Here is a 22,995-nt window from a genome sequence, read left to right as displayed (position 1 = left end):
GTCATCGTTCGGTCACAATCCCCGCGCCGACCGGTCACGGGCGCCTGTGAGAGTCCTGCGCATTCCCCCCTCGCCCCTCGGACGGACAGGAAGGCCCTCAGCCGTGTGCGCACTGCTCGCGACCGCCGAACGGCGGCCCCACGACCAGGACCCCCGCCGGGAACTGCAGGTGCGTTCCCTGTCGGAAGCGGAATACCTGTCCTTCCTTTCCCGGAACCGGAATGCAAGCTTTCTGCAGTACCCCTCCTGGGCCGGAGTAAAGGACCTCTGGCGCTCGGAAAGGGTCGGATGGCACTACCCGGACGGCGAAATCGCCGGCGGCGGACTCGTTCTCTACCGCCAATTCCCCGGCACCCGCAAATACTTCGCCTACCTCCCCGAGGGCCCCGTCGCCGATTGGTCCGACCCGTACCTCGACCGGTGGCTGAACCCGCTCCTGCGCCACCTGCGCGCCGCCGGCGCCTTCGCCGTGCGCATGGGCCCCGCACCCGCCTACCGCCGCTGGGACGCCGCCGCCCTCAAGGCCGCCACCGGGCCGGGCCGGCAGGTCTCCGACGTCCTGGCCACCGAGGTCGACCCGGCCGGGGCCGCGCTCGCCGACCGGCTGCGCACCCGCGGCTGGCGGCGCTGCGGGGGCGAGGACGACGGCGACGCCCAGCCCCGCCACGTCTTCCGCGTCCCGCTCGCCGGCCGCACCCCGGCCGACCTGTGGGCCGGGCTCAACCAGGAGTGGCGGCGCAATGTGCGCAAGGCCGCGAAGGCGGGAGTGGAGACGCTCCTGGGGACCGCCGCCGACCTGCCCGAGTTCCACCGCCTGCTGTGCATCACCGAGGAGCGCGACGGCTTCCGCCTCGGCCGCTCGCTCGCCTACTACGAGCGGCAGTACGCGGCCCTCAACGCCGAAATGCCGGGCCGGATGCGGCTCTACCTCGCCGTCCACCAGGGCGAGGTGCTCGCCGCCCACACGATGATCACCACCGGCAGCCGGGTCTGGTACCAGACCGGCGCCTCCGCCGACCACCGCCGCGAGGTGCGCCCGAGCAACGCCCTGCAGTGGCGCATGATGCGGGACGCGCATGCCCTCGGAGCGGACGAATACGACATGCGCGGGGTACCCTCCACCCTCGACCCCGACGCACGTTCGTTCGGGCTGCTGCGCTGGAAGCTCGGCACCGGCGGGCAGGTCGTCGAAACGCTCGGAGAGTGGGAGACACCCGTGGACGGATACGCCAACGCGGCGCTCTACAAGGCCTTCCAGGCCTACCTGGCCCGCCGGTGACGGCCGGCGCCACCCGGCAGGCCGCCACCGCGACGGAACCGGAACCACAGCGGGGAACGGAACCGGAACCGGAACGGGCCCCTGCACCGGCCCCTGTACCGCAGCCACGGCCGCAGAAGGGCTCGGTGCTGCGCAGCGGCGCGCTCATGGCGGCCGGATCCGTCGTCTCCCGCGCCACCGGCTTCGTCCGCTCCGCCGTGGTCGTCGCCGCGCTCGGCACCGGGCTGCTCGGCGATGCGTACGCCGTCTCCAACACCGTCCCGAACATCCTCTACATGCTCCTCGTCGGCGGCGCGCTCAACGCCGTCTTCGTGCCCGAGCTGGTCCGGGCCGCCAAGGAGCACGCCGACGGCGGGGCCGCCTACACCGACCGGCTGCTGACCGCCTGCACCGCGGCGCTCGTCCTGCTGACGGCCGCCGCCGTGCTGGCCGCCCCGCTGATCGTGGCCGCGTACACCCCGTACACCGGCGCCCAGGCGAGCACCACCGTGGCCCTGGCCCGCTACTGCCTCCCGCAGATCCTGTTCTACGGGCTGTTCACCCTGCTCGGGCAGGTCCTGAACGCCCGCGGCCGCTTCGGCGCCATGATGTGGACCCCGGTCCTCAACAACCTCGTCATCATCACCGTCTTCGGGCTCTTCCTGTACCTCGCCCACGACGGCGCCGACGGCCTGAGCGCCGCCGACACCCGCCTGCTCGGCCTCGGCACCACCGCCGGCATCGTGGTCCAGGCCCTCGCGCTGCTGCCCTCCCTGCGCGCCGCCCGCTTCCGCTGGCGCCCCCGCTTCGACTGGCGCGGCCAGGGCCTGGCCCGGCCGCTGCGCAACGCGGGCTGGCTCGTCCTGCTCGTGCTCACCAACCAGATCGGCTACTGGGTCGTCACCCGGCTGTCCACCACCGCCGGCCGGCAGGCCGTGGAGGCCGGCCTCGCCGGGGGCGCCGGCTACACCGCCTACAGCAACGCCTACCAGCTGTGGATCGTCCCGCAGGGCATCGTCACCGTCTCCCTCGTCACCGCCCTGATGCCCCGGATGAGCGCGGCCGCCGCCGACGCCGACCTCGCCGCCGTCCGCCGCGACGTGTCGTACGCGCTGCGCTCCAGCGCCGCCCTCGTCGTCCCGGCCGCAGCCCTCTTCGCCGCCCTCGCACCCTGGGTGATGGGCAGCGTCTTCGGCTACGGGCGCACCGGCGCCGCCGACGTCGCGGCCATGGCCGGCATGCTCGCCGCCTTCGCGCCCGGCCTGATCGCCTTCTCCGGCCAGTACGTCCTCTCCCGCGGCTTCTACGCCCTCTCCGACACCCGCACCCCGTTCTTCCTCAACCTGGTCATCGCCGGCCTCAACGCCGGGCTGTCGGCGGCCGCGTACCTGCTGCTGCCGCCGCGCTGGGCGGTCACCGGCATGGCCGCCGCGTACACCGTCGCCCTCTTCGCCGGGCTCGCCGTCACCGCGCACACCCTCGCCCGGCGGCTCGGGCCGCGCCGGGACGGGCCGGCGGGCGCAGCCGGCCGCGCCACCGCCCTCGGCACCCACCTGCGGCTGCTGGCCGCCTCCGTGCCCGCCGCAGCCGCCGGGTACGCGGCGGCCCGCGCCGCCGAGGGCCTCGGCGACATCGCCGCGGCCGCCTCGGGAACCGCGGTGATCATTCTCGGCGTCGTCCTTCTCGCCGGGCCACTGCGCCTGACGGAGATCACCGACCTGCGGGCCTCCCTGCGGCGCAAGAGCGGCCGCTAGCGCGAGGCCGGCCCCGAGCCGCCTTGGATGCCGACCGGATGCCACGCGTACTGCTGATCGAGGACGACCCCTCCGTACGGGAGGGGGTGGGGCTGGGCCTGCGCCGCCGCGGCCACGAGGTGCGCGCCGCCGACACCGGCGAGGGGGGCCTCGCCCTGATGGGGGCCTTCCGACCGGAGCTGGTCCTGCTCGACCTGATGCTGCCGGGGATCAACGGCGTACAGGTCTGCCGCCGGATCCGCGAGACCAGCCAGGTCCCGATCATCATGCTGACCGCGCGCGGGGACGACTTCGACATCGTCGTCGGCCTCGAGGCCGGCGCCGACGACTACATCGTCAAACCCGCCCGCACCGAGGTCATCGAGGCCCGCATCAAGGCCGTCCTGCGCCGCCTCGGCGACACCCCGGGCGGCCGGCCCGGGGTGGAGTTCCATGCGGAGCTGGCCATCGACCGCGCCGGGCTCACCGTCGCCAGGAACGGCGAGCGCCTCGCCCTCGCCCCCAGCGAACTCAAGCTCCTGCTGCACCTGTCGGCCTCGCCCGAGCAGGTCTTCTCCCGCCAGCAGCTCCTGGAGTACGTCTGGGAGCACAGCTACCACGGCGACGCCCGGCTCGTGGACGCCTGCGTACGGCGCCTGCGCCACAAGCTCGGGGACCCGGCGGCCGCACCCCGCTACATCCAGACCGTACGCGGCTTCGGCTACCGCTTCGGGCCGCTGTAGGGGAAAGCGCGGGACCGGGCGGAAGGGCGAGAGTGCAGATGGGTCGGCGGGGGCACGAGGGAACGTGGGCAAGAGGGAACGGCGAGAGGGGAAGGGGTACCCGGTGAGACGCATCGCACCGCTCGGGCTGCGCACCCGGCTGATCGCGGCCTTCCTGCTGGTCGCCGCGATCAGCGCCGTCTCCACCGCCGCGCTCACCTACCAGCAGGCCCGCACGGCCGTCCTCAAGCAGAGCCAGGACACCGCCGTCAGCACGCTGCGCGACCTGATGGAGACCCAGGCCGTCAGCCTGCCGATGGACCAGGAGCGGCTCGACCAGATCGTGCTGGAGCTCACCCGGCGCGGCAGACCGCACCCCTGGAACGTCTTCGCCGAGTACGGCCGCCTGCGCTCCTCCAGCACCGGCGCCCCCGCCTCCACCCTGGTCACCGACGCGCTCCGCAAGCAGGTCGGCGCCGTCCCGCACGGTGCCTTCCAGCGCGTCACCGACCCCAACGGCACCCCGTACCTGACCGTCGGCATGCCCGGCGTCGTCGCCCACCAGGGCGCCACCCGGCCCACCGGCCTCGTCGTCTTCGTCACCATGCCCCTCGCCACCGAGAAGGCCACCGTCGAAGCCATGGTCGAGGCCGCCAAACGGGGCGCCGTTCCCGGTCTCGCGATCGCCGTCGTCCCCGCCCTGCTCGCGGCCCGCAGCGTGCTGCGCCCCGTACGGGACATGCGCCGTGCCGCCCAGAACATGGGCCGCGGCCGCCTCGACACCCGCATCGAGGTCCGCGGCGCCGACGAACTCGCCGGGCTCGCCCGCACCTTCAACGACACCGCCCGCGCCCTGGAGCAGTCGGTGAGCGAGCTGCGCGAGGCCGAGACCCGGGCCCGCCGCTTCGCCTCGGACGTCTCCCACGAGCTGCGCACCCCGCTCACCGGGATGCTCGCCGTCACCGAGGTCCTGGACGAGGACGCCGAGCGGCTCGACGCCGACACCGCCGCCGCCCTGCGCCTCATCAGCGCCGAGACCGGCAAGCTCGCCGTGCTCGTCGAGGACCTGATGGAGATATCCCGCTTCGACGCCCGCGCCGCCGAACTGAACCTCGACGACGTGGACGTCGCCGAAGCCGTGGGCAAGACCCTGGAGCGCCGCCACTGGGACGACGGGCGCATCCGCACCGACCTGCCCCCCGGGATCCGCGCCCGCCTCGACCCGCGCCGCTTCGACGTCGTCCTCGCCAACCTCGTCGGCAACGCCCTGCGGCACGGCGGCGCCCCCGTCCGCGTCACCGTGGCCACGCGGCCGGAGCCCGGCGGGGACCGGCTGCGGGTCGAGGTCGCCGACAGCGGGCCCGGCATCGCCCCCGAGGTGCTGCCGCACATCTTCGACCGCTTCTACAAGGCCGACGCGGCCCGCACCCGCTCCGCCGGCAGCGGCCTCGGCCTCGCCATCACCCTGGAGAACGTACGGCTGCACGGCGGGACCCTGGTGGCCGCGAACGGCCCCGCCGGGGGAGCGGTGTTCACCCTCGACATGCCGCTGGAGGCCGACGCATGACCCGCACCCGGCCCCGGACGCCGCCGCGGCGGCTCCCCCCGGCCGCACGCGCACTCGCCCTGCCGGCCGCGGCGCTGCTGCTGGCCGCCGGATGCGGCATCAAGCCGACCGGGGTCGTCGAGAGCGGAGCCCCCGCCAAGATGCCCATGGCCGTGCCCAACGACAACGCGCTGGTGTACTACCTCACCCCCGACGACCGCCTCGCCCCCTCCACGGTGCCGTACGCCGCACCCAGCCCGGGCGGCGCCCTCGCCCGGCTCCTCGCCGGACCCACCCAGCAGGAGAGGTCCGCGGGCCTGCGCACCGCGGTCCCCGTCGTGGATACCGGGGCCGCCACCGAGGTACGGGTGCTCCAGTCCAACAGCGCCATCATCGAGGTCGTGCTGCCGTTCGCGGTCGCAGAGCTCCCCGACCTCGCCCGCCGCCAGCTCGTCTGCACCGCGCTGTCCTCCCAGCCGAGCCACTACGAGGCGGCGCTGCGCGGCTCGGACACCCTCCTCGAGGCCGCCCCCTGCATCACGAGCCGCCCCTGACCCGGCGGCCGGCCGGGCGCCGCGGCCCCCTTGCGGTCCGCGCCCGGGGCGGCGGCCCCCTTGCGGTCCGCGCCCGGCCCCGCCACGGTGGCCCCATGCATGCCGCCGCCCCCGGCGGGGCCCGCCCGGCCCCCGCCGCCCTGCCCGACGTGTTCGACCCCCGCCGGTACGCCGAGGGCATCCCGCACGAGGCCTACCGGCTGCTGCGCGACCGCCACCCGGTGGCCTGGCAGGAGGAGCCCGAGATCGACGGCTGGCCCGCCGGCCCCGGCTTCTGGGCCGTCACCCGGCACGCCGACGTCGTCCGCGTGCTGCGCGACCACGCCGCGTACTCCTCGTGGCTGGGCGCCACCCAGATCCGCGACCCCGACCCGGCCGACCTGCCCTTCCTGCGCCGCACCATGCTCAACCAGGACCCCCCGGCCCACGGGCGGCTGCGCCGGCTGGTCTCCCGCGCCTTCACCCCGGCCCGCGTCGACGCCTTCGAGGCCCGGGTCCGCGAGCGGGCCCGTACGCTGCTGGCCGGCGCCCGCGCCCGGGCCGAGGACGGCTCCGCCGACGTGGTCGCGGCCGTCACCGACGAGTACGCCCTGCTCAACCTCACCGACCTGCTGGGCATCCCGGCCGCCGACCGGGCCCTGCTGCTGGAGTGGACCGTACGGGTCATCGGCTACCAGGATCCCGAGGACGCGCCCGAGCCGCTGCGCGGCCCCGACGGCAGGCCGCTCAACCCCCGCTCCCCGGCGCTGCTCGGCGAGATGTTCGCCTACGCCCGCGAGCTGGCCGCGCACAAGCGCCGCCACCCCGGCGACGACGTGATGACCTCCCTGGCCACGGCCGGACTGGACCCGGCCGAGCTGGAGATGTTCTTCTTCCTGCTGACCGTCGCCGGCAACGACACCGTGCGCAGCGCCGCCCCCGGCGCGCTGCTCGCCCTCGCCGGGGCCCCGGACGCCTACCGGCGGCTCGCCGCGGGCGAAATCCCCGTGGAGCGGGCGGTGGAGGAACTCCTGCGCGTCCACCCGCCGGTGCTCAGCTTCCGCCGCACCGCCGCCGCCGACACCGAGCTGGCCGGGCTGCCGATCCGGGCGGGGGACAAGGTGGTGGTCTTCCACGCCTCCGCCAACCACGACGAGCGCGTCTTCACCGACCCCGGCCGCCTCGACCTCGCCCGCACGCCCAACCCGCACGTGTCCTTCGGGGACGGCCCGCACGTCTGCCTCGGCGCGCACTTCGCCCGGCTCCAGCTGCGGGTGCTCCAGGAGGAGTGGCGAACGGCCATGCCCGCGCCCGAGCTCGCCGGCCCGCCGCGCCGGCTGGTGTCGAACTTCATCAACGGGATCACACGGCTGCCGCTGCGGGTGTCCGGGCCGGCCCGGTGACGTCCGCCAGCAGCTCGGCCACATCGGGGCCGTACGCGTCGGAGTTGGTGACCTTCAGCAGCACGCAGAAGGAGTTCCCCCGGTAGGTGCGGGCCAGGCGTTCGTGGTTGCGGGCGAGGAAGCGGGCCCCCGCCTGGTTGCTGACCGCCGTCTGCCCGGAGATCAGGAACACCGGCCGCGTCCCCGGCCCGGTCGTCAGCCGCGCCAGCACCACGTACTCGGCCTGCCCCCGCTCCCACCGGTAGGTCTCGCCCCCGACGTGGATCGCCCCGCGGTCCGGCCCGGGCTCGGCGGAGGTGTCCACCCGTATGCCCGGCAGCATCGACGCCAGGTGGGCGGTGGTCCGGTTGTTCGACGCGGGCCCCCCGATGCAGAACTCGGCGCGCTCCCCGAAACCCTGGCGGACCGCGTCGTGGGAGACGATCTGCAGGTTCGCCCCGCAGTCCTTGATGAGTGCGGATATCTCCAGCAGGGCGAACGTGTCGTTGCGGTGCACCGACCCCTCGGTGCCGCCCATCTGCCGGTTGACCACGAACAGGCAGTCAGAGCCGGCGGGCAGGCCGAAGAACGCCTGCTTGCGGCGCAGCGCGCGGCGCCACACGTAGGTACGGGTGAACCAGCCGAAGCCGCCGCTGATGGCGGTGGCCACCACCCCGAGCACGATGTTGCGCACGTCGTCGTTCATGCGGCGGATGCTAGCCGGGGCCGGGCCTTCCTGACGCGGGGGGTGCGGTGAAGTTACAGTGCCGACCGCAGCTGCTCTGCCGTCGCTGCATGGGGTCTGACAGGCCGTCGACCGGAGGTACGCCATGCGTCGTCCCACCCCCCGTCAGTTAGCGCTCGCCGCCGCCCTCGCCGGCACGCTCGTCTCGACCGGCGCCGCGGCCCCGCCGTCGGCGTCCCCACAGGCCGGCGGCACCCCCGCCAAGGTGCCCGTCGCCGTCGGCTACGGCGGGGCCGTCGCCACCGTCGACGCCGACGCCAGCGCGGCCGGCATCGCCGTCCTGCGCGCCGGAGGGAACGCCGTGGACGCCGCCGTCGCCACAGCGGCCGCGCTCGGCGTGACGGAGCCGTACTCGGCCGGCATCGGCGGGGGCGGCTACTTCGTGTACTACGACGCCCGGACCCGCCGGGTGCAGACAATCGACGGCCGCGAGACCGCGCCGCGGACGGCCACCTCCGAACTGTTCCAGGAGAACGGGGTGCCCATCCCGTTCGAGGAGGGGCAGACCAGCGGCCGCTCGGTCGGCGTCCCCGGCACCCCCGCCACCTGGAAGAGCGCCCTGGACGCGTGGGGCACCCGCCCGCTGGGCCAACTCCTCAAGCCCGCGGAGAAACTGGCGCGCGACGGCTTCACCGTGGACGCCACCTTCCGGGCCCAGACCGAGGCCAACCAGGCCCGCTTCAAGGACTTCCCCGACACCCGCAGGCTCTTCCTCCCGGGCGGGGCCCTGCCGGTGGTGGGCTCCACCTTCAAGAACCCGGACCTGGCCGACACGTACGCGGAGCTCGGCCGCAAGGGCGCCGGGGCGCTGTACCGCGGTCCGATCGCCGAGGACATCGTCAACACCGTCCGCAAGCCGCCCGTGGACCCGGCCGCCACCCGCAAGGTCCGCTCCGGCGACCTGACCGCCGAGGACCTGCGCGCGTACGCCACCAAGCGGCAGGAGCCGACCCGGGTGGGCTACCGCGGCCTGGACGTCTACAGCATGGCCCCCTCCTCCTCCGGCGGCACCACCGTCGGGGAGGCGCTGAACATCCTGGAGCGCACCGACCTGGGCTCCCTGTCGGAGGCGCAGTACCTGCACCGCTTCATCGAGGCCTCGCGGATCTCGTTCGCCGACCGGGGGCGGTGGGTCGGCGACCCGGCCTTCGAGCAGGTCCCGACGCACGAGCTGCTCTCGCAGCGGTTCGCCGACGCGCGCGGCTGCCTGATCAGCCCGGACCGGGCGCTGAAGAGCCCGCTGCCGCCCGGGGACCCGCGCGCGCCGCAGCCCTGCACCGCCGGCGGACAGGCCGCGCCGACCACGTACGAGGGGGAGAACACCACCCACCTGACCGTCGCCGACCGCTGGGGCAACGTGGTCTCGTACACCCTGACCATCGAGTCCACCGGCGGCAGCGCGATCACCGTTCCCGGGCGCGGCTTCCTGCTGAACAACGAGCTGACGGACTTCTCCTTCGCCCCGGCCTTCCCCGGGGTCCCGGACCCGAACCTGCCGGGCCCCGGCAAGCGGCCGCGGTCCTCCATGTCCCCGACGATCGTCCTCGACCACGGGCGCGCGGTGCTCGCGGTGGGCTCACCGGGCGGCGCCACCATCATCACCACCGTCCTGCAGACGCTGACCGAGCACCTGGACCGGGGGCTGCCGCTGGTCGACGCCATCGCCGCGCCGCGGGCCAGCCAGCGCAACCAGGCCACCACCGAGCTGGAACCGGCCCTGTGGAACAGCCCGCTGCGCGCCGAACTCGAAGCCGTGGGGCAGGGCTTCCGGCAGAACCCGGAGATCGGCGCCGCCACCGGTGTCCAGCGCCTTCCCGACGGCCGGTGGCTGGCCGCGGCCGAAACCACCCGCCGGGGCGGCGGCTCGGCCATGACGGTCCACCCGCACGGCAGGCCGTAGCCGGTCCCGGCCCCTCGGTCCCGGCCCCTCGGTCCCGGCCTCCCGGTCCCGCCCGGCGGGCCCGAGAGGCCGCCGCTGCGGGGAGGGGACTGGCTCCGTGCAGCGGCGGCCCGTCAGGGGGCCGTCAGGATGCGGGGCCCCGCAGGGGTGATGGCCACCGTGTGCTCCGCGTGGGCGGCCCGACTGCCGTCGACGGTGCGCAGCGTCCACCCGTCCCCGTCGCACCCATAGTCATCCGTCCCCCCGGCGATCACCATCGGCTCGATCGCCAGCACCATCCCCGCCCGCAGCCTCATCCCCCGCCCCGCCCGCCCCTCGTTCGGCACGCCCGGCTCCTCGTGCATGTGCCGCCCCACGCCGTGCCCCCCGAACCCGTCCGGGATCCCGTACCCCGCGCTCCGGCACACCGTGCCGACGGCGTGCGCGATGTCCCCGATCCGGTTCCCCGGCACGGCGGCCGCGATCCCGGCCGCCAGCGCCGCCTCCGCGGTCTCGATCAGCCGCAGGTCGGCCGGGCTCGGCCGGCCCACCGTGAAGCTGACCGCCGCGTCCCCGACCCAGCCGCCGAGCCGGGCCCCGCAGTCGATGCTGACCAGGTCGCCGTCGCGGAGCCGGTAGCCGTCCGGGATGCCGTGCACGATCGCGTCGTTGACCGAGGCGCACACCACGGCCGGGAAGGGGACGGGCGCGAACGGCGGCCGGTAGCCGAGGAAGGGCGAGGACGCGCCCGCCGCGTCCAGTACGCCGCGGGCCACGCGGTCCAGCTCCTGCAGGGACACCCCGACCCGCGCCGCCCGCCGTACCGCGGCGAGGGCCCGGGCCACGACCCGGCCCGCGGCGCGCATCTCGTCGATCGACTGCTCCGTCTTGAGTTCCATCATGCCAATAACTATACCGGTATAACTTTACCGGGATTGTTGTCGGTGTCGCGGTACGATGGGCGCCATGGTCCGAACCCCCCTGACCCCCGAAGAGCGCGAGCGCGGCGAGCGCCTCGGCGCCCTGCTGCGGGAGGCCCGCGGCGGCCGCAGCATGGTCGAGGTCGCGGCGAGCGCCGGGCTGTCCCCCGAGACCCTCCGCAAGATCGAGACCGGCCGCGCGCCCACCCCCGCCTTCTTCACCGTCGCCGCCGTGGCCGAGGCGCTCGGCCTCTCCCTGGACGACGTCCTGCGGCGCTGCGCCCTCGTGGCGGCCTGACGGCGGCCGAGGGGCGCTCGGGCGCCGTTCGGGCGGCCCCGCGGGCCGAACGGCCCAATCGGCGGTGCGGTCCACCGGGCGCGGGGCACAGGTGAGGGCGTGTCAGCCCTCCACGCCCCCCAGCGCCTCGGTCTCGGACTCGTCGGCGCGCTGCTCGCGGCCGGCCTGCTGGTGGCGGCCTGCGCCTGTCCCGAAGGCCGGTCCGGTACCGGGCGGCGGCATCCCGCCGACGCGGTCACGGGCCGTCCGGCACACCCGCCGGCGACCCCCGGCCCGGTGCCGCGCCGCGGGTCGGAGCACTAGCCTCGGGGCATGAACCTCGAAGAGCTCGGGCGGTCCCCGTACGTCAGCCTCACCACCTTCCGCAAGGACGGCACGCCGGTCGCGACACCGGTCTGGGCCGTGGTCGAGGGCGACGAGCTGTACGTCTGGACGCGCTCGGACGCGTGGAAGGTCAAGCGGATCCGCAACAACGGCCGGGTCACCCTGGCCGCCTGCGACGTGCGGGGGCGGGTCGCGGAGGGCGCGGCCGTCCTCGAGGGGCAGGCGCGGCTGCTGGACGAGGACGGCCTGAAGCGGGTACGGCGGCTGCTGGGGCGGAAGTACACCTGGCGGTTCTGGGCGGTGGACCTGCCCGCCGCGGCGGTCCGGCTCGGCAAGCGCCCGCACACCGCGATCGCCGTCAAGGTTTGAGATTCCTGTAGCCCGCCCGTAACACCCGTGGGATCCAATGCGGGCATGGAGACGGCGACTTCGCTGGCGATCGCGCAACTGTCGGACTACTTGCGGGGGTTGACGCACCGGCTCGATCCGGGGGCGGGGTGGTACGGGGAGTTCCTGCGCCGGGATCCGGAGGGGATGCGGGCCTGCCTGGAGGGGGCGGCGATGCCGCCGTGGGACGTGGTGGAGTCGCTGCTCGGCGACCTCGCGGCCGCCCGCGGGGCCGAGTTCGCGGCGCGGGAGGCGCAGCACGCCGCCCGGCTGCGCGCCGCGGCGGTCGCCGCCTGGGACCGGCTCCCGGGCGGGGTCGAGGAACTGCGGACCCTACGGGCGGCGGCCGCCGACCAGCGGGCCGCCTCGGAAGCCGCGGCCCATGCCCTGACCGCGCGCCTCGCCGCCGCGGCCGACCGCGCCGAGGCGGCCGCCGTGGCCGCGGAGCTCGCGTGGGTACGGGACGACGCGGCCCGGGCCGCCGCCCGCCAGGCGGACTGCACGGCCCGCCTGGAGTCCCTGCCCCCCGACCCCCTCCCCGGCCTGCCCCGCCAACGCACCGCACCGCCCCGCCCCCCGGCCCCGCCCTCGCCGCGCGAGGCGGACACGGAGGGGGCCTCCGGCGCGGCCCCGCAACCGGCCCCGGCCCCGCAACCGGACCGGACCCCGGGCCCGGACCGGACCCCGGGCCCGGACCGGCAGCGGGGCGCGGGAGCGGAGGGGGCGCCCGGCGCGGCCCCGCACGCGCCCGTGCGGCGGGCCGAGGGGCGGTGGCTGCGGGGCGGGGGTGCCCGGCGGTCGTCGGGCGGGGCGAGGTACGCGGGCGCGGCGGCCCCGGGACCGGCGGCCTTCACCCCTCCGCCCGGCCACCGGGACGGCCCGCCGGTCCCCCGGCCCCGAGGTGCCCGCTTCGGCCCCCTCCCCGCGGCCGCCGCGGACTCCGCGGGCCCGCAGCCGGCCCCCGACCGGCAGCCGGGCCCCGGCCCGCAGTCGGCCCCCGGCCCGCAGTCGGCCCCCGGCCCGGGCTCCGTTGGCCCCGGGTCCTCCGGAGCCCGGCCCGTCGACCCCGCCGCAGCCGGCTCCGCGGCTCCTGGGCCCGCCGCCGCCGGATCCGCCGCCGGAACGGCAGCCGCCGGGCCGTCCGAGGCTTCCCCCGCCGCCCGGCCCGGAGAACCGGGGCCGGGCCCGGGTGCCCGGGTCGGGGGCGCCGCGCCGTACGCGGACGGGGCGGCCGCCGCGGCGCACACCGCCGGCTCCGGCGGGGACGCGGGGCCCGGACCCGGCCTCGGCGGGGACACCGGTGCCGCCGCTGGTGCCGGGCAGGGGTCCGGCCCGGGCCCGGCACCCGGTCCCGCGCCCGCCGCCCGGCGGCGCCGGGTGGAGGACGTCGTGGCCGAGCTCGTCGCCCTGCGGGGGCAGGGGCGCAGCGGGGAGGCGCACGCCGTGCTGTGCGAGGCGGCCGCCTGGCCGGCCGGGCGGTTGCCGGCGCTGGCCGACGCGCTCGGCCGGGCCGGGCTGGCCGCCGACTGGGCCACCCTCCTGTGGGAGGCGGCCTCGCTCCCGCCCCGCCGGCTCGCCGCGGCCGCCGCCGCCCTCGGCGAGGCCGGCCGGCACACCGACCGCGACGCCCTGCTGCGCCAGGGCGCGGCCCGCCCCGCGGCCGAGATCGCCGAGGCGGCCCTGGCCCTGGCCGCGGCCGGCCGGCACACCGAGGCCGACGCCCTCCTCGGGGCCTTCGTCCGCGTCCGTACCGCCGAGGAGGCGGCCCGCCTCGCCCGCCGCGACCCGCAGTGGTTCACGCCCCGCCTGCTCCAGGCGGCCGCCGCCGTGTCCGCCGGGCACCGCCGCGACCTCGTGCACGCCTTGCGCATCGTCGCCAAACTGCCCGCCGACTGATCGCTCCCGGATCGCCGTCCGACCGGAATCGACCGCCTTGCGCACCAAAACGACCGACTGCTCCAACCGCGCAAGGCGGTCTTGCCCCGCGCTGTGCCGAGGCCTACGTTCTACTCCCTACGCACACCGTCTACGTGCGTAGAAGTCGGCGTACCCGCCGCGAGGAGGCAGCTCATGGCCCAAGTCGTCCGCGCCGCACTCGTCCAGGCCACCTGGACCGGAGACACCGAGTCGATGGTCGCCAAACACGAGGAGCACGCCCGCAGAGCGGCCGCCCAGGGCGCCCGGATCATCGGCTTCCAGGAGGTGTTCAACGCCCCGTACTTCTGCCAGGTCCAGGAGCCCGAGCACTACCGCTGGGCCGAGCCGGTCCCCGACGGCCCGACCGTCCGCCGCATGCAGGCCCTCGCCCGCGAGACCGGCATGGTCATCGTCGTCCCGGTCTTCGAGATCGAGGACTCCGGCTTCTACTACAACACCGCCGCCGTCATCGACGCCGACGGCAGCTACCTCGGCAAGTACCGCAAGCACCACATCCCGCAGGTCAGAGGCTTCTGGGAGAAGTACTACTTCCGCCCCGGCAACCTTGGCTGGCCCGTCTTCGACACCGCCGTCGGCAAGGTGGGCGTCTACATCTGCTACGACCGCCACTTCCCCGAGGGCTGGCGGGCCCTCGGCCTGGCCGGCGCGCAGCTCGTCTACAACCCGTCCGCCACCCACCGCGGCCTGTCCGCGCACCTGTGGCAGCTGGAGCAGCCCGCCTCGGCCGTCGCCAACGAGTACTTCGTCGCCGCCATCAACCGCGTCGGCCAGGAGGAGTACGGCGACAACGACTTCTACGGCACCAGCTACTTCGTCGACCCGCGCGGCCGGTTCGTCGGCGATGTCGCCAGCGACAAGGAGGAGGAACTCCTCGTCCGCGACCTCGACTTCGGCCTCATCGAAGAGGTCCGCACCCAATGGGCGTTCTACCGCGACCGCCGCCCCGACGCCTACGGAGGGCTCGTACAGCCGTGACCGAACCGATCCCCCTGCACAGCCGCCACCGCGCCGTCATGCCCGACTGGCTCGCGCTCTACTACGACCGCCCCATCGAGCTCACCCACGGCGAGGGCCGCCACGTCTGGGACGCCGAGGGCAACCGCTACCTCGACTTCTTCGGCGGCATCCTCACGACGATGACCGCCCACGCCCTGCCCGAGGTCGCCAAGGCCGTCTCCGACCAGGCCGGCCGGCTCATCCACTCCTCCACCCTCTACCTCAACCGCCCGATGGTCGAGCTGGCCGAGCGGATCGCCGCCCTCTCCGGCATCCCCGACGCCCGCGTCTTCTTCACCACCTCCGGCACCGAGGCCAACGGCACCGCCCTGCTGCTGGCGACCGCGTACCGCCGCTCCAACCAGATCCTGGCGATGCGCAACAGCTACCACGGCCGGTCCTTCTCCACGGTGTCCGTCACCGGCAACCGCGGCTGGTCCCCGACGAGCCTGTCGCCGCTGCAGACGTACTACGTGCACGGCGCCGTCCGCACCCGCGGCCCCTTCGCCGTCCTGTCCGACGCCGCGTTCACGCAGGCCGCCGTCGCCGACCTCGAGGACGTCCTCGGCCAGGCCCGCGGCTCGGTCGCCGCCCTGATCGCCGAACCGATCCAGGGCGTCGGCGGGTTCACCTCACCGCCCGACGGCCTGTACGGGGCCTTCCGCGAGGTCCTCGACCGCCACGGCATCCTCTGGATCAGCGACGAGGTGCAGACCGGCTGGGGCCGTACCGGCGACAGCTTCTGGGGCTGGCAGGCGCACGCCCAGAACGGCCCGCCGGACATGCTGACCTTCGCCAAGGGCATCGGCAACGGCATGTCCATCGGCGGCGTCGTCGCCCGCGCCGAGATCATGAACTGCATCGACACCAACTCCATCTCCACCTTCGGCGGCTCCCCGGTCACCATGGCCGCCGGCGTCGCGAACCTCGCCTACCTGCTGGAGCACGACCTCCAGGGCAACGCCCGCCGCGTCGGCGGCCTGCTGCTGGAGCGGCTGCGCGCCATCGCCGCGACCGTGCCCGCCGTACGGGAGGTCCGCGGCCGGGGCCTGATGGCCGGACTGGAGCTGACCCGGCCCGGCACCGACCGGGCCGACCCCGAGGCGGCCGCCGCCGTCCTGGAGGCCGCCCGCGAAGGCGGCCTGCTCCTCGGCAAGGGCGGCGGCCACGACACCAGCGTGCTGCGCATCGCGCCGCCGCTGTCCCTCACCGTCGCCGAGGCGGAAGAGGGAGCCGCCGTCATCGAACGGGCCCTGCGCAGCATCGTGTAGCCGGGAGGAGCCGCACATGTCCCACCGCACCCTGATCCGCGGCGGCCTCGTCGTCACGGCCGCCGACGAGCTCCACGCCGACGTCCTGGTCGAGGACGGCCGCGTCGCCGCCCTCGCGGCGCACGGCTCGGCCGCCGCCGAGAGCTGGACGGCCGACCGCGTCCTCGACGCGGCCGGGAAGTACGTGATCCCGGGCGGGGTCGACGCCCACACCCACATGGAGCTGCCCTTCGGCGGCACCTCCGCCTCGGACACCTTCGAGACCGGGACCCGGGCCGCCGCCTGGGGCGGCACCACCACCATCGTCGACTTCGCCGTGCAGAGCGTGGGCCGCAGCCTGCGCGAGGGCCTCGACGCCTGGTACGCGAAGGCCGACGGCAACTGCGCGATCGACTACGGCTTCCACATGATCCTCTCGGACGTCAACGAGGGGACCCTGAAGGAGATGGACCTCCTCGTCGCGGAGGGCGTCACCTCCTTCAAGCTGTTCATGGCCTACCCGGGCGTCTTCTACAGCGACGACGGGCGGATCCTGCGCGCCATGCAGCGGGGTGCGGCCAACGGCGGGCTGATCATGATGCACGCCGAGAACGGCATCGCCATCGACGTCCTGGTCGAACAGGCCCTGGCCCGCGGCGAGACCGACCCGCGCCACCACGGCGAGGTCCGCAAGGTCCTGCTGGAGGCCGAGGCCACGCACCGGGCGATCCAGCTGGCCCGCGTGGCCGGCTGCCCGCTGTACGTGGTCCACGTCTCGGCGCAGGAGGCCGTGGCCGAGCTCGCCGCCGCCCGCGACAAGGGGCTGCCGGTCTTCGGGGAGACCTGCCCGCAGTACCTGTTCCTGTCCACCGACAACCTCGCCGAGCCGGACTTCCAGGGCGCCAAGTACGTCTGCTCCACGCCGCTGCGGCCGCGCGAGCACCAGGCGGCGCTGTGGCAGGGGCTGCGGACGAACGACCTCCAGGTCGTCTCCACCGACCACTGCCCGTTCTGCTTCAAGGGCCAGAAGGAGCTCGGCCGCGGCGACTTCTCGAAGATCCCCAACGGCCTGCCCGGCGTGGAGAACCGGATGGACCTCCTCCACCAGGCCGTCGTCGAGGGGCACATCAGCCGCCGCCGCTGGATCGAGATCGCCTGCGCGACCCCGGCCCGGATGTTCGGCCTGTACCCGCGCAAGGGAACCATCGCGCCAGGCTCCGACGCCGACATCGTCCTGTACGACCCGCACGCCGAGCAGGTGGTCTCCGCCGCCACCCACCACATGAACGTGGACTACTCGGCGTACGAGGGCAAGCGGATCACCGGCCGCGTCGAGACGGTGCTCTCGCGCGGCGAGCTCGTGATCGACCGGCGCGAGTACACCGGCCGGGCCGGCCACGGTGCATTCGTCCACCGGTCCACCTGCCAGTACCCGTAACCAAGGAAGTGCGATGGACTTCGGCCTCGTCCTGCAAACCGACCCGCCCGCGTCCCAGGTCGTCAGCCTGATGAAACGCGCCGAGCGCAACGGGTTCCGCTACGGCTGGACCTTCGACTCGGCCGTGCTGTGGCAGGAACCCTTCGTCATCTACAGCCAGATCCTGGCGAACACGCAGAAGCTGCACGTCGGCCCCATGGTCACCAACCCCGGCACCCGCACCTGGGAGGTGACCGCCTCCACCTTCGCCACCCTCAACGACATGTACGGCAACCGCACCGTCTGCGGGATCGGCCGCGGCGACTCGGCCATGCGGGTGGCCGGCCGCAAGCCGAACACCCTGGCCCGGCTCGGTGAGGCCATCGAGGCCATCCGGGACCTGGCCGAGGGCCGCGAGGCGGTCGTCGACGGAAGCCCGGTCCGCATTCCCTGGATCAAGAACGGCAGGCTCCCCGTCTGGATGGCCGCGTACGGGCCGAGGGCCCTGGCCCTCGCCGGGCAGAAGGCCGACGGGTTCATCCTCCAGCTGGCCGACCCCTTCCTCACCGAATGGATGGTCAAGGCCGTACGGCAGGCCGCGGCCGACGCCGGCCGCGACCCCGACACCCTCACCATCTGCGTGGCCGCCCCCGCCTACGTCACGGCCGACGACTCGGCCGGGGCCCTGGCCCACGCCCGGGACCAGTGCCGCTGGTTCGGCGGCATGGTCGGCAACCACGTCGCCGACCTCGTCGCCAAGTACGGCGAGCACTCCGCCATGGTCCCGGAGGAGCTCACCGCGTACATCAAGGACCGGCACGGCTACGACTACAGCCACCACGGCCGGGCCGACAACCCCTCCACCGACTTCGTCCCCGACGAGATCGTCGACCGCTTCTGCCTCCTCGGCCCCGCCGAGGCCCACATCGCCAAACTCCGCCACCTCCAGGAGCTCGGCGTCGACCAGTTCGCCGTGTACGACATGCACGACAACCGGGAGGCCACCATCGACGCGTACGGCTCCGAGGTCATCCCCGCGCTGGGCGCCTGACCCCACCGAACCGGCCCCGGCCCCGCCGCCCCCGCACCACCCCGCACGGCCCCTTCCGTACCGTCCCCCGACCGAAGGGTTCCGCCGCCATGACCGCCACCGCCCCCTCCGACAGACCCGGCGGCCCCGGCGCGGCCGCCGGCGGCCCCGTCGAGCTCCCGCCCGGCACGGCCGTCGACGACCCGCGCTTCGTCAACGACGACCTGCTCCCCGTCCCCATCGCCGCACGCCGCTGGACCACCTACAACTTCGCCGCCCTCTGGGTCGGCATGGCCCACAACATCCCCTCCTGGCTGCTCGCCTCCGGCCTCGTCGCCCTGGGCATGGACTGGAAGCAGGCCGTCCTCACCATCGCCCTCGCCAACGTCATCGTGCTCGTGCCCATGCTGCTGACCGGGCACGCGGGCCCGAAGTACGGCATCCCCTTCCCGGTCCTCGCCCGCGCCCCCTTCGGCCTGCGCGGCGCCAACCTGCCGGCGCTCGTCCGGGCCGCCGTCGCCTGCGCCTGGTTCGGCATCCAGACCTGGATCGCGGGCCAGGCCGTCTTCGTCCTGCTCGACAAGGCCTTCGGCGGCGGCTGGGCCGAGGCGAGCCGGATCGGCGGCCGGCCCTGGCCGCTGTGGCTCTGCTTCGTGCTCTTCTGGGCCCTGGAACTGGCCCTCATCCGACGCGGCATGGAGACGCTGCGCCGTTTCGAGAACTGGGCCGCGCCCTTCGTCATCGTCGGCGCACTGGCCCTCCTCGTCTGGATCGCGCTCAAGGCGGGCGGGTTCGGACCGCTGCTCGACCAGCCGTCGAAGCTGGGCTGGGGCCGGGACTTCTGGCCGGTCTTCTTCCCGTCCCTCATGGGCATGATCGCGTTCTGGGCGACCCTCAGCCTCAACATCCCCGACTTCACCCGCTTCGGCTCCGGCCAGCGCGCCCAGGCGTGGGGACAGGCCCTCGGGCTGCCGACCACCATGACCCTGTTCGCGCTGCTCTCCGTGCTCGTGACCTCCGGCTCGCAGGCCGTGTACGGAGCGCCCGTCTGGGACCCGGTGGCACTCGCCGCCCACGCCGACAACGTCTTCGGGCTGCTCTTCGCGCTCGTCACCGTGCTCGTCGCGACGATCTCCGTGAACATCGCGGCCAACGTCGTCTCCCCGGCCTACGACCTCGCCCACGTCCTGCCGAAGCGGATCGACTTCCGCAAGGGGGCGCTGATCACCGGGTGTCGTCGGAGTGGTGATCATGCCGTGGAAGCTCACCGAGACGCCCGAGTTGTACATCTTCACCTGGCTGGGCCTGGTCGGCGGCCTGCTGGGCACCGTCGCAGGCATCCTCATCGCCGACTACTGGCTGGTCCGCCGCACCGTCCTCGACCTGCCCGGCCTCTACCGCCCCGACGGCCCCTACTGGTACCGGTCCGGCTGGAACCCGGCCGCCGTCCTCGCCTTCGCCGTGGGCGGCGTCCTCGCCATCGGCGGCTCCCACTCCGCCCCGGGCGCCGGCCCCTTCCCCGAGGACGGGCTCATCCCCTTCCTCGAGCCCCTCGCCGACTACGGCTGGGCGGTCGGCCTCGCCGCGTCCCTCCTCCTGTACACCACGCTCATGAGGGCGCGGACTCCGGCACGGTGATCCACGATCCGCAGCACCCGCTTGACGGCCGGCCCGGCGAGCCGCGTCACCTCCCGGCCACCCGGTGTCCGCCGCCCGGCCCCCTTTCCCGGTGGGGATTGTCGGCGCGGCATGGTGTGATGGGGGCATGATCGAAGAGTTCCTCGCCCGCGACCTGTCCGCCGTCGAAGAAGCCGTGCGCAAGGCCGCGGCTGCGGAGATCATGCCGAGATTCCGCCAGCTCGCCGAGCACGAGGTGGACGAGAAGAGCGGCCCGCACGATCTCGTCACCGTCGCCGACCGCAAGGCAGAGGAGCACCTCACCGCCTCCCTCACCCGGCTGCTGCCCGGCTCCGCCGTCGTCGGCGAGGAGGCCGTGCACGCCGACCCGACCGTGTACGGGGCGCTGCGCGCCGACGCCCCGGTGTGGATCGTGGACCCGGTCGACGGCACCCGGCAGTTCGTGGCGGGCGATCCCGCCTTCTGCACCCTGGTCGCCCTCGCCCACCGCGGGGAGATCCTCGCCTCCTGGACCTTCGCCCCCGCCCTGGACGAGATGGCCACCGCCGTGCGCGGGCAGGGCGCCTACCTGGGCGCCGAGCGGCTGGCCTGCGGCTCCCCGGAGCCGGGCGCCGAGCTGCGCGTCGCCGTGGCCCACCCGCTGTACACCACCGACAAGGACAAGAGGATCCTCTCCCGCCTGGACGTGCCGGGCGTGGCGGCCCGCCCGTGCGGCTCGGCCGGCCTGGAGTACCTGAAGGTGGCCCGCGGCGAGGTCGACGGCCTCGCCTTCACCTGGCCCTCGGCCTGGGACCACGCGGCCGGCCTGCTGCTCGTCGACGAGGCGGGCGGCGCGCAGTCCACCGTCGCCGGGGTCCCGTTCCGCATCGACCGGGACAACGAGCTGCCCTTCGCGGTCGGCCGCGACGAGGCCACCGCGCTGCGCATCCGCGAGCTGCTGCGCGCGGCGTGACCCGCCGTACGACAGGGCCGCATGACGGCCGGAATATCCTGGGGGCGAAGCCGCCACCGGACGAAGGGGTCTCAAGGTGCCGTCGATTCTCGATGCGGTCGTGGTGGGGGCGGGGCCGAACGGGCTCACGGCCGCCGTCGAACTGGCCCGGCGCGGCTGCTCGGTGGCCGTCTTCGAGGCCGCCGGGGCGGTCGGCGGCGGGGCCCGCACCGAGGAGCTGACGCTCCCCGGCTTCCACCACGACCCGTGCGCCGCGGTGCACCCGCTCGGCATCGGCTCGCCCGCGTTCTCCGCGATGCCGCTGAAGCGGTACGGGCTGGAATGGCTGCACGCCCCGCTGCCGATGGCCCACCCCTTCGACGACGGCACGGCCGCCGTGCTGTCCCGCTCCGTCGCCGAGACGGCGGCCTCGTTCGGCCCGCGCGACGCGGGCGCGTACCGGCGGCTGGTCCAGCCGTTCGCCCCGAAGTGGGAGGGCCTCGTACGGGACTTCATGGCCCTGCCCTCGACCGCCCTGCCCCGCGACCCGGTCACCCTCGCCCGCTTCGGCCTCGCCGGGCTGCCCCCGCTGACCTGGCTGCTGCGGCGCTTCCACGACGAGCGGGCCAAGGCCCTGCTCGCCGGGCTCGCCGCCCACGTCATCGCCCCGCTCGGCGGCATCGGCACCGGCGCCGTCGCCCTCGTCTTCGCCCTCGCCGCCCACGCGGCAGGCTGGCCGGTGGCGCGCGGCGGATCGCAGTCCCTCTCCGACGCCCTCGCCGCCTACCTCGCCGACCTCGGCGGCACCGTCCACACCGGCTTCGAGGTCAAGCGGCTCGACGACCTCCCGCCGGCCCGCGCGTACGTCTTCGACACCTCCCCGACCGCACTGGCCCGCATCGCCCGCCTGGGGCGCACGTACGACGGCTACCGGTACGGCGCCGCCGCCTTCAAGATCGACTATGCGCTGTCGGGCCCGGTGCCGTGGACCGCCGAGGAGCCGCGCCGCGCCGGCACCGTGCACATCGGGCCGCGCGCACGCGACATCGACGCCGCCCTGCAGCTCGCCACCGGCGGGCGCGCCCCCCGCAACCCCTTCCTGATCACCGCCCAGCCCAGTCTGGTCGACCCCGGCCGGGCGCCCGAGGGCAAGCACGTCTTCTGGGCGTACGGGCACGTGCCCGCCGGCTGGGAGGGCGACCTCACCGACGCCGTCGAGCGCCAACTGGAGCGCTTCGCCCCGGGCTTCCGCGACCTCGTCCTCGCCCGCGCCACCGCCGGCCCGCCGCAGCTCGCCGCCCGCAACCCCAACTACGTCGGCGGGGACATCGCCTGCGGCGCCGCCACCGGCCTACAGCTCCTGCTGCGCCCGAAGCTGTCCCTGTCCCCGTACACCACGCCCCACCCGGCCGTCTTCCTCTGCTCCTCCGCCACCCCGCCCGGCCCCGGCGTCCACGGAATGTCGGGCCACAACGCGGCCAAAGCGGTCTGGCGGCACCTGCGAAGGGACTCCTGAATGGTCCGCATCAGCCTCGTCCAGGGCGACATCACCGCCGAGCACGCGGACGCGGTGGTCAACGCCGCGAACTCATCCCTGCTGGGCGGCGGGGGAGTGGACGGAGCCATCCACCGCCGCGGCGGCCCCGAGATCCTGGAGGCCTGCCGCGCCCTGCGCGCCTCCCGGTACGGCAAGGGCCTGCCGACCGGGCAGGCCGTCGCCACGACCGCGGGCCGCCTCCCGGCCCGCTGGGTGATCCACACGGTCGGGCCGGTCTGGTCCCGCGAGGAGGACCGCAGCGCCCTGCTCGCCTCCTGCTACCGCGAGTCCCTGCGCGTCGCCGATGAACTGGGCGCCCGTACGGTGGCCTTCCCCGCCATCTCGACCGGCATCTTCGGCTGGCCGATGGACGACGGCGCCCGCATCGCCGTCGAAACGGTCCGCGCGGCAAAGACCGGCGTCGAGGAGGTCAGGTTCGTCCTCTTCGACGCCGAGGCGTACAGGGCGTTCGCCGACCAGACCCCCTCCGCCTGACCCGGCCCGCCACCACCCCGTGACGGCTGGTCCGCA

The 22,995-nt window shown here is 74.9% G+C and carries 20 protein-coding genes and 1 pseudogene; 19 read left to right on the top strand and 2 right to left on the bottom strand.

The genetic code is table 11. The features are described from left to right. The first annotated feature begins 169 nt into the window (after positions 1 to 169). The 6 genes from AB0953_RS20505 (at position 170) to AB0953_RS20480 (ending at position 7,195) form a co-directional block, all read left to right on the top strand. A complete protein-coding gene (locus AB0953_RS20505) occupies positions 170 to 1,279 on the top strand; it encodes a peptidoglycan bridge formation glycyltransferase FemA/FemB family protein (RefSeq protein ID WP_366860958.1) in 1,110 nt (369 codons plus the stop codon). A gap of 125 nt (positions 1,280 to 1,404) precedes the next feature. Next, a complete protein-coding gene (gene murJ / locus AB0953_RS20500) occupies positions 1,405 to 3,012 on the top strand; it encodes a murein biosynthesis integral membrane protein MurJ (protein ID WP_366860923.1) in 1,608 nt (535 codons plus the stop codon). 38 nt (positions 3,013 to 3,050) lie between these two features. Then, entirely contained in the window at positions 3,051 to 3,734 is a 684-nt protein-coding gene (locus AB0953_RS20495) for a response regulator transcription factor (RefSeq protein WP_366860922.1), read from the top strand. A 103-nt stretch (positions 3,735 to 3,837) separates the two neighbouring features. Then, on the top strand, positions 3,838 to 5,280 hold the full coding sequence (locus tag AB0953_RS20490) for a HAMP domain-containing sensor histidine kinase (RefSeq protein WP_366860921.1): 1,443 nt from the start codon (positions 3,838 to 3,840) through the stop codon (positions 5,278 to 5,280). Then, positions 5,277 to 5,813 (top strand): hypothetical protein, encoded by a 537-nt coding sequence (locus tag AB0953_RS20485; protein WP_366860920.1) that lies wholly within the window; start codon positions 5,277 to 5,279, stop codon positions 5,811 to 5,813. The genes AB0953_RS20490 and AB0953_RS20485 overlap by 4 nt, the downstream gene beginning before the upstream one ends. Before the next feature lie 95 nt (positions 5,814 to 5,908). Then, positions 5,909 to 7,195 carry a cytochrome P450 gene (locus AB0953_RS20480; RefSeq protein ID WP_366860919.1) on the top strand — a complete coding sequence of 429 codons (1,287 nt, stop codon included), beginning with the start codon at positions 5,909 to 5,911 and terminating at the stop codon, positions 7,193 to 7,195. Here the strand turns inward: AB0953_RS20480 and AB0953_RS20475 are convergent. Further along, positions 7,155 to 7,880 carry a hypothetical protein gene (locus AB0953_RS20475; protein WP_366860918.1) on the bottom strand — a complete coding sequence of 242 codons (726 nt, stop codon included), beginning with the start codon at positions 7,878 to 7,880 and terminating at the stop codon, positions 7,155 to 7,157. The genes AB0953_RS20480 and AB0953_RS20475 overlap by 41 nt on opposite strands. A gap of 124 nt (positions 7,881 to 8,004) precedes the next feature. Here AB0953_RS20475 and ggt point away from each other — a divergent pair, with 124 nt between their 5' ends. Further along, positions 8,005 to 9,819, top strand: a complete 1,815-nt coding sequence (gene ggt / locus AB0953_RS20470) for a gamma-glutamyltransferase (protein WP_366860917.1) — start codon at positions 8,005 to 8,007, stop codon at positions 9,817 to 9,819. 113 nt (positions 9,820 to 9,932) lie between these two features. Here the strand turns inward: ggt and map are convergent, their stop codons facing one another. Next, a complete protein-coding gene (gene map / locus AB0953_RS20465) occupies positions 9,933 to 10,700 on the bottom strand; it encodes a type I methionyl aminopeptidase (RefSeq protein ID WP_366860916.1) in 768 nt (255 codons plus the stop codon). A gap of 64 nt (positions 10,701 to 10,764) precedes the next feature. Between map and AB0953_RS20460 the strand changes: the two genes are divergently transcribed. The 12 genes and pseudogenes from AB0953_RS20460 (at position 10,765) to AB0953_RS20405 (ending at position 22,959) form a co-directional block, all read left to right on the top strand. Then, complete coding sequence (locus AB0953_RS20460; protein WP_366860915.1) at positions 10,765 to 11,016, top strand: helix-turn-helix transcriptional regulator; 252 nt, start codon at positions 10,765 to 10,767, stop codon at positions 11,014 to 11,016. A 99-nt stretch (positions 11,017 to 11,115) separates the two neighbouring features. Further along, on the top strand, positions 11,116 to 11,319 hold the full coding sequence (locus AB0953_RS20455) for a hypothetical protein (protein ID WP_366860914.1): 204 nt from the start codon (positions 11,116 to 11,118) through the stop codon (positions 11,317 to 11,319). A gap of 9 nt (positions 11,320 to 11,328) precedes the next feature. Next, the gene (locus AB0953_RS20450; RefSeq protein ID WP_366860913.1) at positions 11,329 to 11,709 is read left to right on the top strand and encodes a PPOX class F420-dependent oxidoreductase; all 381 of its coding nucleotides are present in this window, start codon (positions 11,329 to 11,331) and stop codon (positions 11,707 to 11,709) included. Positions 11,710 to 11,754: 45 nt separating this feature from the next. After that, positions 11,755 to 13,623 carry a hypothetical protein gene (locus AB0953_RS20445; RefSeq protein WP_366860912.1) on the top strand — a complete coding sequence of 623 codons (1,869 nt, stop codon included), beginning with the start codon at positions 11,755 to 11,757 and terminating at the stop codon, positions 13,621 to 13,623. Positions 13,624 to 13,797: 174 nt separating this feature from the next. Next, on the top strand, positions 13,798 to 14,640 hold the full coding sequence (locus AB0953_RS20440; RefSeq protein WP_366860911.1) for a nitrilase-related carbon-nitrogen hydrolase: 843 nt from the start codon (positions 13,798 to 13,800) through the stop codon (positions 14,638 to 14,640). A 38-nt stretch (positions 14,641 to 14,678) separates the two neighbouring features. Continuing rightward, a complete protein-coding gene (locus AB0953_RS20435) occupies positions 14,679 to 15,932 on the top strand; it encodes an aspartate aminotransferase family protein (RefSeq protein ID WP_366860957.1) in 1,254 nt (417 codons plus the stop codon). A gap of 16 nt (positions 15,933 to 15,948) precedes the next feature. Then, complete coding sequence (gene hydA, locus AB0953_RS20430; RefSeq protein ID WP_366860910.1) at positions 15,949 to 17,349, top strand: dihydropyrimidinase; 1,401 nt, start codon at positions 15,949 to 15,951, stop codon at positions 17,347 to 17,349. A gap of 13 nt (positions 17,350 to 17,362) precedes the next feature. Continuing rightward, positions 17,363 to 18,379, top strand: coding sequence for a TIGR03842 family LLM class F420-dependent oxidoreductase (locus tag AB0953_RS20425; protein WP_366860909.1), 1,017 nt, complete (start codon positions 17,363 to 17,365; stop codon positions 18,377 to 18,379). Between the two features lie 89 nt (positions 18,380 to 18,468). Beyond that, positions 18,469 to 19,996, top strand: a pseudogene (locus AB0953_RS20420) (NCS1 family nucleobase:cation symporter-1). Positions 19,997 to 20,123: 127 nt separating this feature from the next. Further along, positions 20,124 to 20,948 carry an inositol monophosphatase gene (locus AB0953_RS20415; protein ID WP_366860908.1) on the top strand — a complete coding sequence of 275 codons (825 nt, stop codon included), beginning with the start codon at positions 20,124 to 20,126 and terminating at the stop codon, positions 20,946 to 20,948. A gap of 76 nt (positions 20,949 to 21,024) precedes the next feature. Then, positions 21,025 to 22,443, top strand: coding sequence for an NAD(P)/FAD-dependent oxidoreductase (locus AB0953_RS20410; RefSeq protein WP_366860907.1), 1,419 nt, complete (start codon positions 21,025 to 21,027; stop codon positions 22,441 to 22,443). After that, the gene (locus AB0953_RS20405) at positions 22,444 to 22,959 is read left to right on the top strand and encodes an O-acetyl-ADP-ribose deacetylase (protein WP_366860906.1); all 516 of its coding nucleotides are present in this window, start codon (positions 22,444 to 22,446) and stop codon (positions 22,957 to 22,959) included. It abuts the gene before it with no gap. Positions 22,960 to 22,995 lie beyond the last annotated feature (36 nt).

The organism is Streptomyces sp. NPDC046866, assembly GCF_040704625.1.
GTDB lineage: Bacteria > Actinomycetota > Actinomycetes > Streptomycetales > Streptomycetaceae > Streptomyces.
Note: the sequence above shows the minus strand (reverse complement) of the source record. Positions and strands in the feature narration are given on the sequence as shown.